The 13004-nt window shown below is 37.8% G+C and carries 13 protein-coding genes; 12 read left to right on the top strand and 1 reads right to left on the bottom strand.

Going from position 1 to position 13004, the window contains the following annotated elements; genetic code table 11:
* The first annotated feature begins 7 nt into the window (after nucleotides 1-7).
* The 11 genes from MHI10_RS11925 (at nucleotide 8) to MHI10_RS11875 (ending at nucleotide 11379) form a co-directional block, all read left to right on the top strand.
* Nucleotides 8-2047, top strand: coding sequence for an ABC transporter ATP-binding protein (locus MHI10_RS11925; RefSeq protein ID WP_340785678.1), 2040 nt, complete (start codon nucleotides 8-10; stop codon nucleotides 2045-2047).
* On the top strand, nucleotides 2044-2991 hold the full coding sequence (locus MHI10_RS11920) for an ABC transporter permease (protein WP_340785676.1): 948 nt from the start codon (nucleotides 2044-2046) through the stop codon (nucleotides 2989-2991). Before MHI10_RS11925 ends, MHI10_RS11920 begins: the two co-directional genes overlap by 4 nt.
* Nucleotides 2992-3035: 44 nt before the next feature.
* The gene (locus MHI10_RS11915) at nucleotides 3036-3944 is read left to right on the top strand and encodes an ABC transporter permease (protein WP_340785674.1); all 909 of its coding nucleotides are present in this window, start codon (nucleotides 3036-3038) and stop codon (nucleotides 3942-3944) included.
* 34 nt (nucleotides 3945-3978) lie between these two features.
* Nucleotides 3979-5619: an ABC transporter substrate-binding protein gene (locus tag MHI10_RS11910; protein ID WP_340785672.1), complete on the top strand. Its 1641-nt coding sequence runs from the start codon at nucleotides 3979-3981 to the stop codon at nucleotides 5617-5619.
* A 92-nt stretch (nucleotides 5620-5711) separates the two neighbouring features.
* Nucleotides 5712-6677 carry an MBL fold metallo-hydrolase gene (locus MHI10_RS11905; RefSeq protein ID WP_340785670.1) on the top strand — a complete coding sequence of 322 codons (966 nt, stop codon included), beginning with the start codon at nucleotides 5712-5714 and terminating at the stop codon, nucleotides 6675-6677.
* A gap of 77 nt (nucleotides 6678-6754) precedes the next feature.
* Entirely contained in the window at nucleotides 6755-7519 is a 765-nt protein-coding gene (fabG, locus tag MHI10_RS11900; RefSeq protein ID WP_340785668.1) for a 3-oxoacyl-ACP reductase FabG, read from the top strand.
* An 18-nt stretch (nucleotides 7520-7537) separates the two neighbouring features.
* Entirely contained in the window at nucleotides 7538-7987 is a 450-nt protein-coding gene (locus MHI10_RS11895; protein ID WP_340785666.1) for a MaoC family dehydratase N-terminal domain-containing protein, read from the top strand.
* Nucleotides 7984-8382: a MaoC/PaaZ C-terminal domain-containing protein gene (locus tag MHI10_RS11890; protein ID WP_340785664.1), complete on the top strand. Its 399-nt coding sequence runs from the start codon at nucleotides 7984-7986 to the stop codon at nucleotides 8380-8382. Before MHI10_RS11895 ends, MHI10_RS11890 begins: the two co-directional genes overlap by 4 nt.
* Nucleotides 8383-8406: 24 nt before the next feature.
* Complete coding sequence (locus tag MHI10_RS11885) at nucleotides 8407-9582, top strand: thiolase family protein (protein WP_340785663.1); 1176 nt, start codon at nucleotides 8407-8409, stop codon at nucleotides 9580-9582.
* A gap of 38 nt (nucleotides 9583-9620) precedes the next feature.
* The gene (locus MHI10_RS11880; RefSeq protein ID WP_340785661.1) at nucleotides 9621-10184 is read left to right on the top strand and encodes a TetR/AcrR family transcriptional regulator; all 564 of its coding nucleotides are present in this window, start codon (nucleotides 9621-9623) and stop codon (nucleotides 10182-10184) included.
* Nucleotides 10185-10398: 214 nt separating this feature from the next.
* Nucleotides 10399-11379: a thymidylate synthase gene (locus MHI10_RS11875; protein ID WP_340785660.1), complete on the top strand. Its 981-nt coding sequence runs from the start codon at nucleotides 10399-10401 to the stop codon at nucleotides 11377-11379.
* A 34-nt stretch (nucleotides 11380-11413) separates the two neighbouring features.
* On the opposite strand, the gene MHI10_RS11870 is transcribed toward MHI10_RS11875, so the two are convergent.
* Nucleotides 11414-11632 (bottom strand): hypothetical protein, encoded by a 219-nt coding sequence (locus MHI10_RS11870; RefSeq protein ID WP_340785659.1) that lies wholly within the window; start codon nucleotides 11630-11632, stop codon nucleotides 11414-11416.
* A gap of 510 nt (nucleotides 11633-12142) precedes the next feature.
* On the opposite strand from MHI10_RS11870, the gene MHI10_RS11865 reads away from it, so the two are divergent.
* On the top strand, nucleotides 12143-12889 hold the full coding sequence (locus MHI10_RS11865; protein ID WP_340785658.1) for an N-acetylmuramoyl-L-alanine amidase: 747 nt from the start codon (nucleotides 12143-12145) through the stop codon (nucleotides 12887-12889).
* Nucleotides 12890-13004: the final 115 nt, after the last annotated feature.

Raw genomic sequence — 13004 nt, 5'->3', positions numbered from 1 at the left:
CATTCGAATGGTCCAAAAAGCTAATACATTGTTACGAGTAGAAGAAATGAAAACTGTTTTTAAAACGAGAGAAGGTAATCTAGAGGCTGTTGATGGCATTTCCTTTAGTATTGCGAAAGGAGAAACAGTAGCAATCGTAGGAGAATCAGGATCTGGTAAAAGCGTTTCAGCACTTTCGATATTGCGATTGTTAGACAGCAATGGTGAAGTCACTTCCGGTAAAATCTTGTTTAATGATTTAAATTTAAAGGATTTAAGTAATGATGAAATTCGAAAAATTCGTGGAAACGAAATTGCTATGATTTTCCAAGATCCGATGACATGCCTAGACCCTGTATATACGATTGGTGACCAAATTATCGAGACGATTAAAATTCATGAAAATCTTAGTAAAAAAGAATTGCGGGAACGCGCAGTTGAATTACTAAAGCTTGTAGGACTGCCAGACCCTGAAAGTCGTATAAATGTCTATCCCCACCAATTATCAGGTGGTCAAAGGCAACGGGTAATGATTGCCATCGCACTTGCATGTAGACCGAATTTAATTATTGCCGATGAGCCTACAACTGCGCTTGATGTGACAGTACAGGCACAGATTTTGCAATTATTAAAAGACTTGCAATCCCAGTTTGGAACAGCAATTATCCTTGTTACACATGATTTAGGCGTTGTAGCGGAAATGGCGGACAAAGTTGTAGTTGTTTATGCTGGGCAAGTTGTGGAACAGTCTCATGTAAAAGACTTGTTTAATAAACCACAACATCCATATACAGAAGCTTTAATGAAAAGTATTCCAAAAATCGATACAGAGAAAGATCGTAAATTACTTACGATAAAAGGAAATGTTCCAAGCTTGAAAGAAATCCCCGCTGGATGCCGTTTTCATCCAAGGTGTTCCTTTGCTACGGATAAGTGTAGAAGTGAAGAACCACCACTTTTTGAATTAGCGAATGAGCGAGTAAGTAAGTGTTGGATTGCAGACCCTGATCTACAAGGAAATTGGGAGGCACCACTGTCAATTGATGAAAATGGATCTGAATATGATATCAATCCACATTTAGTAAGTAAAAATAACTTATTAGAAGTAACCGACTTAAAAAAATACTTCCCGATTACAAAAGGGATTTTGTCGAGAACAATCGGGCACGTTAAGGCAGTAGATGGCGTAACGCTCAACATTCATAAAGGGGAAGTTCTTGGTCTTGTTGGTGAATCGGGCTGCGGTAAATCAACTGTTGGAAGATTAATAACGGGTCTTATTGATTCAACCAATGGGGAAGTAAGTTTTGATGGGAAAAAATTATCGAAAGTAAATCGAAAAGAGAAAAAGATTATAAGGAAACGTGTTCAATTTGTTTTTCAAGATCCTTATAGTTCCTTAGATCCGAGGATGACCATTTTAGATATTATTGGTGAACCTTTAGAAGTGCACAATATAGCAAAAGGAAGTTCCAAGCGCGGGCGTGTAGGGGAATTACTTGAAACTGTTGGACTATCTAAAAAGGATATGCATAAATTTCCTCATCAATTTTCAGGAGGACAAAGGCAACGAATTGGTATCGCGAGAGCTTTGGCAACTGAACCAGATCTGCTCATTTGCGATGAGGCTGTGTCCGCATTAGATGTTTCAGTTCAAGCACAAATTCTTAATCTATTAAAAGACCTCCAATTGAAACTCGGATTATCGTATTTATTTATTTCGCATGATTTAAATGTAGTCAAATATATTTCAGATCGAATTGCTGTCATGTATTTAGGGGAAATCGTAGAAGTAACCGATGCCGAAACTTTATTTACAAACCCACTCCATCCATATGCAAAGGCACTTATATCAGCTGTGCCGATTCCTAATCCTAATATTGAACCAGATCGAATTATCCTAAGTGGTGAAGTACCAAGTCCTTCAAATCCTCCAAGTGGTTGTAAATTTCATACGAGATGTCCTTTAGCAATGGATCATTGTAAAAAGGAAAAGCCAGAACTGATAGATATAGCTGAAGGTCATGCGGTTTCCTGTCATCTCTATAAGGAGGAGGCAAGGTTATGATTGAATATATTGGTAGGCGTTTAATTTTTGGAATAATTGTATTGTTAATTATGACTACCTTCATTTTTGTCATTATGAGAGCAGTTCCTGGAGATGTTGTGACCCTTCAGTTAGCAAATTCCGGTGCAACACCTGAACAAATGGATGCATTGAAAGCTGAAATGGGTCTAGATAAAAGTGTTTTCGGTCAACTAATGGATTGGGGTAAAAATGCGCTGCAAGGCGATTTAGGGAGCTCTCTTTGGTCAGGTCAAGAAGTATCGCAAATTATATTAGCAAGACTGCCAGTTACGATTCAATTAGCCATTTTATCAATTGTTTTGGCTATCATGATCGGTATTCCAATTGGCGTGATTTCTGCTGTGAAACAAAATACTTTTATTGACCATTTTTTAAAAGTAATTTCAATTGGTGGATTATCGATTCCAAGCTTCTGGTTAGGACTAATTTTATTAACGTTTTTATCGCTAGCTTTCAATTGGATTCCACCACTAGGTTATCAATCATTTACTGACAATCCTTTTGTTAATTTGCAGCAAATATTTTTACCGGCCATTTGCTTAGCCGTTACTTTAAGTGCAAGTATTGTTCGAATGACAAGGTCGGCTGTACTTGAAGTACTGCATTCGGAGTTTATTAGAACGGTGCGGGCAAAAGGAGCGAAAGAAGCAGTTGTCATATTCAAGCATGCGCTTAGAAATTCATTAGTTTCGGTTATTACATTAATCGGTTTACAAATCGGCTATTTGCTTGGTGGGACGGTAGTGCTTGAATCGATTTTTGCTCTCCCAGGGTTAGGCAGTTTAATTTTTGAATCTGTATTAGTGAGAGACTATCCAATTGTCCAGTCCACTGTCTTGGTCTTTGGTGCGATGTTTTTATTAGTTAATTTAGCTGTGGATGTAATGTACGGGTGGGCAGACCCTAGAATAAGGGCTAGATAAAAAATACCTCAATATTCTTGTTTCAAGAAAAGGAAGTGATGCATATGTCTCAAATACAAATAGACACTGAGATGCCAAAAAAGAGAATAAAGGTGAGAAAAAACGTCCATTTGCAAAAAATGAAAGGGGATTGTAAACGCTTTATTTTAACGCAAAAAGTTGGTTCTTTATCCCTTTTGGTTATTGTACTCGTTTTCGCCGTCGCAATATTCGCATCAGCTATTGCACCGTTTGATCCAATTAGTCAAGACCGTACTGCTTTTTTGGCGGCCCCAAACGTGCAGCATGTGATGGGCACGGATGATTTAGGGCGTGACGTGTTTAGTCGCCTCATTTTTGGTTCTCAAATATCGTTGCTTGTTGGCGTTGCTACAGTCGTCATCTCCATCGTATTAGGAACGTTAATTGGCATGATCTCAGGCTACTTTGGTGGAGTAATCGATTTGGTCATTCAAAGAATAATGGATGCTATTATGTCAATCCCAGCTTTAATTCTTGCCTTGTTTATTGCAGCTTTATTAGGTCCTGCCATTCAAAATGTCATAATCGCCCTTGTTATTATCGAAATCCCTCGTTTTGCAAGAATTGTACGGGGGGAAATGATGAGAATTCGTGAATCCAATTATGTGGAAGCATCCCGTTCGGTAGGGGCAAGCCCATTTCGGATTATTTTGAGACATGGATTGCCAAATATGATGGCGCCAATCATCGTCATGGCAAGCCTGGCTTTTGGTCAAACGATTATTGCTGAAGCATCACTTAGTTTTCTTGGAATAGGAACACCGCCACCGAATCCATCCTGGGGGTTAATGTTGAGTGATGCGAGTAGATACATGGAAAGTGCACCGTGGCTCGTGCTATTCCCTGGTTTAGCTTTATGTATTTTAGTTTTGGCATTTAACTTATTTGGAGATGCACTTCGGGATTTCCTTGACCCAAAAATGTCTAAGTAAGTTCTTAAATATCATGTTTTTAGGAGGGAATATTATGGATAAAAGGTTGAAATCAATCATTTATTTATTGGTTTTTGGACTAGTAGCACTCGTATTAAGTGCTTGCTCCTCTAATGAAACATCAAATGAAACTCCAAGTGAAAAGCAAGACGATAAGAAGATTGAAGTAACGGCCAATACAGAGCCAAAAAGTGGTGGAACTTATACAATTCTTACGCCAGCAGATCCAGATATGCTTGATCCGCACCGTCAGTCTTCCATCTACACACATATGCTTGCCGGCTTAGTTTATAACAAACTCGTTAGTTATGAAACAGGGCCGGGTGTTGCCTATACGGATTATAATGTTGTGCCTGATCTTGCAGAGCGTTGGGAAATATCTGAAGATGGCAAAACGTATACATTTTACCTTCGAGAAGCGTATTGGCATGATAAGGCACCAGTAAATGGCCGAAAACTTACTGCGGAGGATGTTGTAGCGACAATGGAAAGAATTATCGATTTACCAGGTCATCAAAGAGCACTTTTATCTGAAGTAGAGAGCGTTGTTGCAGTAGATGATCAAACCGTTGTTTTCACATTAAAACAGCCATTCGCGCCATTTTTAAATTTTATGGCCAACCATTTCATGTGGATTTTACCGAAGGAAGCGATGGATGGTGAATTTAATTTAGCGACGGATTCGATTGGAACAGGTCCATTTGTGTTAGAAAAATGGGAAGATAATGTACAGGCTACGTACTCAAAAAACCCGAAATATTATGAAGAAGGAAAGCCGTATTTAGATAAAGTCATTTATAAAGTTGTACCAGATCAAAGTACGAGGATTGCAGCTTTTAGAACGGGTCAGGCAGATACAATCGGTAGTTTATCTCCAGAAGAAATCGCGCAATTACAAAAATCAAATTCAAATGTAACGATTTTTGAATCATTATTTGCTACTCAAGAACAGTTATATATGAACATGGAAAGAGAGCCTTTTACAGATTTGCGTGTACGAAAAGCAATAAGTATGGCGGTTGATCGAAAATCAATGGTGAAGGCGATTTACGGCGGCGGGGAAACGAGTGGACCTGTCAATCCGTCACTAGGTGATTGGGCATTATCTTTAGAAGAAAGAGAAGAATTATCTCCTTATAACCCAGAGGAAGCTAAAAAGCTGTTAGCAGAGGCAGGCTATCCAAACGGCTTTAATACGACAATGATTGTGACGAATGGATACGGTGAACAACTTGTGCGTGTTGCGCAATGGGTTGCGGAAGATTTAAGAAATGTCGGCATCAATGTTGAAATTGAAATTGTAGAATACGCGGCTTACTTCTCAGATAGATGGCCAAATGTGGATTATGACATGGGGATCGGCTATCAAACATATTTCCAAGAGCCGGATGAGTGGCTTCGTACGCAACTACACACAAATGGTGCACGAAATTGGTATAACAATAGTGACCCAGAACTAGATAAAATGCTTGATAAACAAAGAACGATTTTAGACGTGGAAGAAAGAAAGCAGTATGTTCATGAAATTCAACGCTATGTTTTAGAAAACTTAGTGAATCCGATTCCGGTAACAACTTATTATACGAAAACGCCTAGACAACCGAATGTAAAAGATTCCTATCCACATGCATCATATGGGTATGGCTATTTAAAAGATGTTTGGTTAGATAATTAACTTCCTGAAAGTTGGCGATTAATTGATCCAGAAATCTATCATCACATGAAAGGTATGTGAGAAAAATTTCGATAAAAGAAGGATTGAGTACCTTGCATAGAGTAGAAAAATTAGAATTGACAACGAACTTCCCTATAGGTCCAGTAAACTCATATGTTGTGTTTGGAGAGAAATTAACGCTTATTGACGCTGGTCTAAAAAATAAGCAAGGTTGGGATGATTTAAATAATGGTCTCCATCGTTTAGGTATTCAACTAACGGATCTCGAACAAATTATTATCACACATCACCATAATGATCATACAGGTTTAGTTGACTGGATTTTGGAGAAAAATCCAGCAATTAAAATACTCGCGCATAAAGATACCGAAATGATTTTACAGGACGATAGCTATTTACAATGGAGCGCTGAATTTTTTTATAACTTATTCCTAGAATTTGGTTTAACAAAAGATGCGGCTACTAAGTGGGCGTTTCGGAAACGCAGCCGTGATTACTTCCAAATGGCAAAGGTCGATGAGGTGCTAGGAGAAGGGGATATAGTGCCAGGTTTACCAACATTTCAAGTAATTGAAACACTAGGTCATTCACAGGATCATATTTCGCTTTATTGCGCGGATGAGCAATTGTTCTTTTGTGGAGACCATATTATTAAAGGCCTCCATGGGGGAATGTTTTTCGATGCACCGAAACCTGGAAGTGAACGTGCAAAACCTTTACTCCAGTATTTAAATGATTTAGAAAAGTGTAGAAAACTTCCCGCAAAATTAACCTTTTCAGGACATGGGCCAATTATTGACGATTTAAATGGTGCGATCGATTGGCATAGAAGCAATATCGAAAAGCGTGTAACTCGTGTGATCCAAACGCTAAAAAATGCGAATGGCCTTGCAACGGGGTTTGAAATTATTCAAGACATGTATCGGGAGAGGTATGAGAAAGGAATCATTACATTTTTGTTTGAAGTATTAAGCGTGCTTGATTTATTGGAAGAACGAAAAATGATTACTGTTGAAAAACAAAATGGTGTGTTGAAGTACCGATTAGTAAATAGTTAGTGCAAACGAACTTACTTATCTATTTGTAAATGTTTCGTTTCTATAAAACAATTTGAAAGATAGTAGGAGGAACTTATATGACAAAAAGATTTGAAAATAGAGTGGCTCTCATTACTGGTGGTAGCCGTGGCATTGGAAAAAGTATCGCGGAAACTTTTGCTGAGAGTGGGGCAAAAATAGCGATCATTGACATTAATGAAGAAGCGTTACAAAACGTACAGGCTGAATTTAAAGAAAAAGGTTTCGATATTTTAGCCATCAAAGCAAATGTAGTCAATTCTGAAGATGTCGCAGCAGCGATGGAACAGGTGGTGAATGAGTTCGGATCACTTGATATTTTAGTGAATAATGCCGGCATCATCCGCGACAACTTACTATTTAAAATGACCGATAATGACTGGGATCAAGTCATTGATGTTCATTTGAAAGGCGCCTTTAATACAACGCGCATCGCACAAAAATATATGGTCCAACAAAAATATGGACGAATTATTAATATTTCATCGACTTCAGCATTAGGGAATGCGGGCCAAGCAAATTATGCAACCGTTAAAGCAGGCTTGCAAGGTTTGACGAAAACATTGGCAAAAGAGGTTGCGAAATTTGGTATTACATCTAATGCGGTTGCGCCTGGTTTTATTGAGACTGATATGACAAAAGCAACTGCAGAGCGTATTGGTATTCCGTTTGAAGATTTCCTCAAAGCAGGGGCTAGCAAAATTCCGGTTGGCAGAACGGGCAAGCCAAGTGATATTGCAAATGCAGTTGCGTTCTTTGCGGACGAAAAATCTTCATTCGTAAACGGTCAAATACTTTATGTAGCAGGCGGACCGACAAATTAAAGAAGGGGGATGGAAACTTTGTATACAGCATATATTGGTCGAACTTCAAACAAAGTAAGAAATGTAGTGGAAAGAGAGCTTGTAAGGAGATTTGCTGAATCAATTGGGGATAGTCATCCAATCTATATCGATGAAGAAGTTGGGAAACAATCAAAATATGGCACGAATATAGCGCCCCCTACATTTCCGCGAGTGCTAAGATCTGGCAATGTCGAAGGACTTCAATTACCAGCAAAAGGGTTAATACATGGTGAACAAATTTATCATTTTGAACGACCTCTTTTAGTAGGAGAAGAAGTTTATTGCTACGTGAAAATAGAAGACTACTATGAAAGAGCAGGTAGCACAGGGGAAATGGGCTTCTTGAAAATGAAAAGATACGGTGAAGATCAGGACGGAAAAGTAATTTTTACGGAAGAATCAATCATCATCATTACGGAAACAGTGAGGAGGTCTTTAAACGTATGACAATTTTAGCAGCGATAAGTAAAGCGGAATCTCTTGAAACGACACTTCATCCTGTATCGAGAATGGATTTAATTAAATATGCAGGTTCTTCGGGTGACTTTAACCCGATTCATACGATTGATGAAGAAGCAAAGAAAGCGGGTTTACCAGGAATCATTGCGCATGGTATGTGGACGATGGGCAATCTTTCTAAGCTATTCACTCCTTATTATGAAGAAGGTTTTATAAAAGACTATAACATACGATTTTCAGGAATGGTGTTTTTAAATGATGTGCTTACGTTAAAGGCTGATTTAGTTGATACAGTTGATCAATCGCTAATTTTTGATGTCAAAGCGATTAATCAAAATCAAAAAGATGTAGTTAAAGGAAAAGTAATATTTGAACTTTACTAACTTGATTGAAAAAGGGGGAAATATATGAAACGAGATGCAGTCATTGTATCAGCTGTTCGTACAGCTATTGCTAAACAAGGTGGGGCATTAGCAAGTATTCCGGCTCATTTGTATGGTGGGAAAGTAATTAAAGAAGCGATTAAACGCATAAATCTAGATCCTGAAAGTATTGATGATGTGATAATAGGAAATGTTTTAAGTGGCGGGGGAAATATTGCGAGATTGACAGCTTTACAGGGTGGTTTGTCCGTCAATATACCAGGATTAACGATAGATAGACAATGCGGTTCAGGTATTAATGCGGTTGCATTAGCTGCTCAAGCGATACAATCTGGGGCAGGGGATATTTACGTTGCTGGCGGTATTGAAAGTATGAGCCGTTCGCCCTATCAATTTGAGCGTCCAGAGCAAGCGTACAGTTCTGTTCCACCAAAGCATCGGAAAACCCTTCTTGCACCTGAAGAAATCGGAAATCCAGGAATGGGAATTACAGCCGAAAATCTTGTGAAAAAATACGATATTACGAGAAAAGAACAAGATGAATATTCTTTAAGAAGTCAACAAAGAATGGCAAGGGCGATGGAAGAAGGGCGTTTTGATGAGCAAATTGTGCCGATTAGCATTCCTGTTCGTAAAGGTGAACCGATTTTATTTAATAAAGACGAGCATCCACGTCCGAATGTAACATTAGCTGCTTTAGCAAAACTAGCTCCTGCTTTTCAAAAGAATGGCACTGTAACAGCTGGCAGTAGTTCTGGCTTGAATGATGCGGCATCAGCACTGGTCATTATGTCTCGAGAAAAGGCGGAAGAGTTAGGAATTCAACCGTTAGCTACAATTAAAGGGTCAGTAGTTGCAGGAGTAGACCCTAATATTATGGGGATTGGTCCTGTACCAGCAACGCAGAAATTACTAGAAAAATTGAACCTTTCTTTATCCGATATAGATATTATCGAATTGAACGAGGCGTTTGCTGCACAAGTAATTGCTTGTAATCGGGAGTTGGAAATAGATCCAGAAAAATTAAATGTCAACGGTGGAGCAATTGCCCATGGACATCCATTAGGTGCTACAGGAGCAATATTAATAACAAAAGCTGTATATGAATTAAAACGAACAGCTGGAAAGTATGCCCTTATTACAGCTTGTATCGGTGGAGGTCAAGGAATCTCCTTAGTAATCGAAAGGGAGTCGGACTAGCAATGGATTAAAATCTAACATTTGGGGAGAACAATATTATGCGAGGAAGAATTTTAAAAGAGAGTATAGACCTTTTTGATAAAAAGGGATTCAGTAAAACTTCCATTCAAGATATTGTTGATACAATTGGGGTGACAAAGGGTACTTTTTATTATTACTTTAAAAGTAAACAAGAACTATTAATGGATATTCACTTAAGTTTTATTAAAGAGTTGCTATCTGAACAAGAAGTAACCTTAAAAGATGAATCTCTTAGTAATACAGTGAAAATAAATAATTTAATCTATTTAATTATAAAAGATATTAAGATACAAGGTAAGAGTGCAAGAGTGTTTAATCGGGAATTTCGGCATCTGGATGATATGCAAGTTAAGTTAATCAATTCTTATCGAAAAGAATTTCGAATTAATCTTCAAAGACTCATTGATGATGGGATTGAAAAGGGAGATTTCAGGAACGACCTTAGAAGTGATATTGTTATCTTTGGAATACTAGGAATGGTTAACCGTTCTTTTAATTGGTATAATCCCGACGGAGAAGTGTCAGAAGAGGAACTAGTGAGTACCTATATGGATATAATATTAAATGGCATAAAAAGTTGAAAATTATGCATGCTATAGTTGTGCAAAGCTAAAAAAATCCCACAAAAAAGCCGACAAGCTCGCTTTTACGTGGGATTTTGTGTTGGTTGGTGTATAATCTCAGATTAAATTTCATGTATAGGGGAAAAGAAAGAAATCTCCCGTCATGAAATCCACAAAAACAGTAATATTTCTGCTAGAATAGGTAAGTGAATTATTTCGGAGGTGCACAATCGTGGCAAATACATTAGAACAAACATACTTAGATCTTTTACAGACTATTTTAAATAATGGTGTAAAAAAGGAAGACCGTACTGGAACGGGAACAATTAGTGTTTTCGGTCATCAAATGCGCTTTGATTTAGCGCAAGGATTCCCATTACTGACGACAAAGCGCGTCCCATTTAAACTTGTGGCGAGTGAGCTACTTTGGTTTATGAAAGGTGATACGAATATTCGTTACTTATTGCAAAATAAAAATAACATTTGGAATGAGTGGGCGTTTAAGCGCTGGGTGGAATCGGATGAATATACAGGTCCTGATATGACAGATTTCGGAAATCGCAGTTTAGTAGATGAAGAATTTAACAAACTTTATAAAGTGGAAATGGCTGCTTATTGTGAGCGCGTATTAGAAGATGATGCATTTGCAGAAAAATACGGCGACCTTGGTAATGTATACGGGAAGCAATGGCGCCGCTGGACAGATTCAGAAGGCAATGAAATCGACCAACTACAAGATGCCATTGACCAAATAAAAAATAATCCTGATTCGCGCCGTATTATTGTCAACGCATGGAATCCGGAAGATGTCATCAATGCAGGTGCAAAAGGAAGTAAAGCAGCACTACCACCGTGCCATGTCATGTTCCAATTTTACGTAGCTGATGGAAAATTAAGCTGCATGTTAACACAGCGTAGTGGGGATACATTCCTTGGCATCCCATTCAACATCGCGAGCTATGCCTTACTTACACATTTAATTGCCCATGAATGTGGTTTAGAAGTGGGGGAGTTCGTGCATAGTATTGGAGATGCACATATTTATTCAAATCATGTGAATCAAGTGACGGAGCAATTAAGCCGTGAGCTAAAAGATTTACCAACGTTAACGATCAATCCGGCGAAAAAATCCATTTTTGATATCGAGCTAGAAGATTTAACAATCGAAGGCTATGACCCACATCCAACGATTAAAGCACCGATCGCAGTATAGTCAAAAAAGCATCCATGAGGATGCTTTTTTGTGTTTACAATAAGTTTTCTTTTTTATCACTCAGTTTAATAAAGAAAGGAAAAATAAGGACAAATAAAAGACTGATATAACCTAAAGTTAAAATGTTTTGGGTTTTTGCTGATAAATATTGTTTCACATGGCAATGGGAACAATCCTTGCCTTCCTTTGAAAAGCCAAGAGCCATCACTTCTTTAAATGACCATTTATACTTACAGTTTGTACAACTTACCACAATATCACCACCTAATTACTAGTTCATACGATTGGATTAATGAAAGGTTTCAAAACTACCGATATTTGGTATGCCTTTTCGTTTAGGAAGAAATGATAAAATTTTAACTAAAGAAGTGAATATTTAAAATCCTAAATTATTTGTTCATTTTGTTGCATTTACTAGTAGCAAAAATGAGATATAAAAAATATGTCCCCTTTTCCCCTATTTCTAGTAATACAAATTAGAAAGGGGGAATGTCCGTAAAATTATTAGAAAAGGATTTTGTCGTAATTTTCCAACCGAAATTGGCGAGGGGAGTTGGACAGAATGAGGCGTAAGTTTTGGCAAGACGCGCAAAATTGGACAACCTCCAGCACATAATTCAAAGTTAGCTAAATTCTATAATCGCACCGACATTTAAAATAAAAGATAAAGCAAATTGCAAAGTTTTAGTAGATAACACACTCAAATCTAGTAGGTTTTGTATATGCTAAAAGACATCTTAATTTTGAAGGGAGGGAATAGGAATTGACACAACCAGTAGAAATCGAAATCCATGTCGGACATTATGGTGATGGGACCGGTGCACGAGGGTATGTAGATGAGGTGCAATATGCCCGGAAATTTATGAAGCGGATTTATGAAATTTTAATCGCGAATAAAGTGCCTGCAACGTATTACGAGGATAAAATCTCTAAAAATCAAACCCAAAATATTAATCATTTAGTCGCCTATCACAACCAAGATCGCAATGGACTGATTGTGAGTGGTCACTTAAATTCAACGAGTCCGTTAACCGAACGACCAATAGGAGGGGAGGTGTTATACAGTACCCAAAATGAGTTAGCCAAGAACGTAGCAAAAGCGTTGAGCGATGCGTCCGGTCTAATTAATCGAGGGGCAAAATACCGGAACGACATTGGTGTTTTAACGAAAACATACGAACCAAGTATTTTAATAGAATTTGGATTTGTAAACAGTAAAAAAGATATCGAATTGTTAGACCAAAATTTGGAGAAGATTTGCCAAGCTATCGCAAAAGTTTTGGCAGCAGTCATTGGTCATCCATTTTCAACACCCGTAAAGGAGGAGGGGAATAAAGTGGAAACGACTAAAAATACACTAGATGCGACTGGTAAAGCAGAAGCGAAAAAGTTATTCGGAAAACTATATGAAAAAGGCGTATTTAGCGAAGATCATAGCGATAAAATCGAACAGTATTCAGATGGTAAAATTTTAAGTTTGTTAATTGCCTTTTTAAGTCGTACGGTATAATTTTCACATAGGCTAGTATAAAAATGCTTCATCCTATGTTTATTTAGGGGTGAAGCATTTTAAAATAATGGATTCACCCGAAACCCTAAATTTCGCATCATTACATATCTTCATC

The organism is Solibacillus sp. FSL K6-1523, assembly GCF_038005225.1.
Classification (GTDB): Bacteria; Bacillota; Bacilli; order Bacillales_A; family Planococcaceae; genus Solibacillus.
Note: the sequence above shows the minus strand (reverse complement) of the source record. Positions and strands in the feature narration are given on the sequence as shown.

Coding starts and splice junctions, on each gene's coding strand:
- MHI10_RS11925 (WP_340785678.1), top strand. CDS start 8: ATGGTCCAAAAAGCTAATACATTGTTACGAGTAGAAGAAATGAAAACT.
- MHI10_RS11920 (WP_340785676.1), top strand. CDS start 2,044: ATGATTGAATATATTGGTAGGCGTTTAATTTTTGGAATAATTGTATTG.
- MHI10_RS11915 (WP_340785674.1), top strand. CDS start 3,036: ATGTCTCAAATACAAATAGACACTGAGATGCCAAAAAAGAGAATAAAG.
- MHI10_RS11910 (WP_340785672.1), top strand. CDS start 3,979: ATGGATAAAAGGTTGAAATCAATCATTTATTTATTGGTTTTTGGACTA.
- fabG (WP_340785668.1), top strand. CDS start 6,755: ATGACAAAAAGATTTGAAAATAGAGTGGCTCTCATTACTGGTGGTAGC.
- MHI10_RS11890 (WP_340785664.1), top strand. CDS start 7,984: ATGACAATTTTAGCAGCGATAAGTAAAGCGGAATCTCTTGAAACGACA.
- MHI10_RS11885 (WP_340785663.1), top strand. CDS start 8,407: ATGAAACGAGATGCAGTCATTGTATCAGCTGTTCGTACAGCTATTGCT.
- MHI10_RS11880 (WP_340785661.1), top strand. CDS start 9,621: ATGCGAGGAAGAATTTTAAAAGAGAGTATAGACCTTTTTGATAAAAAG.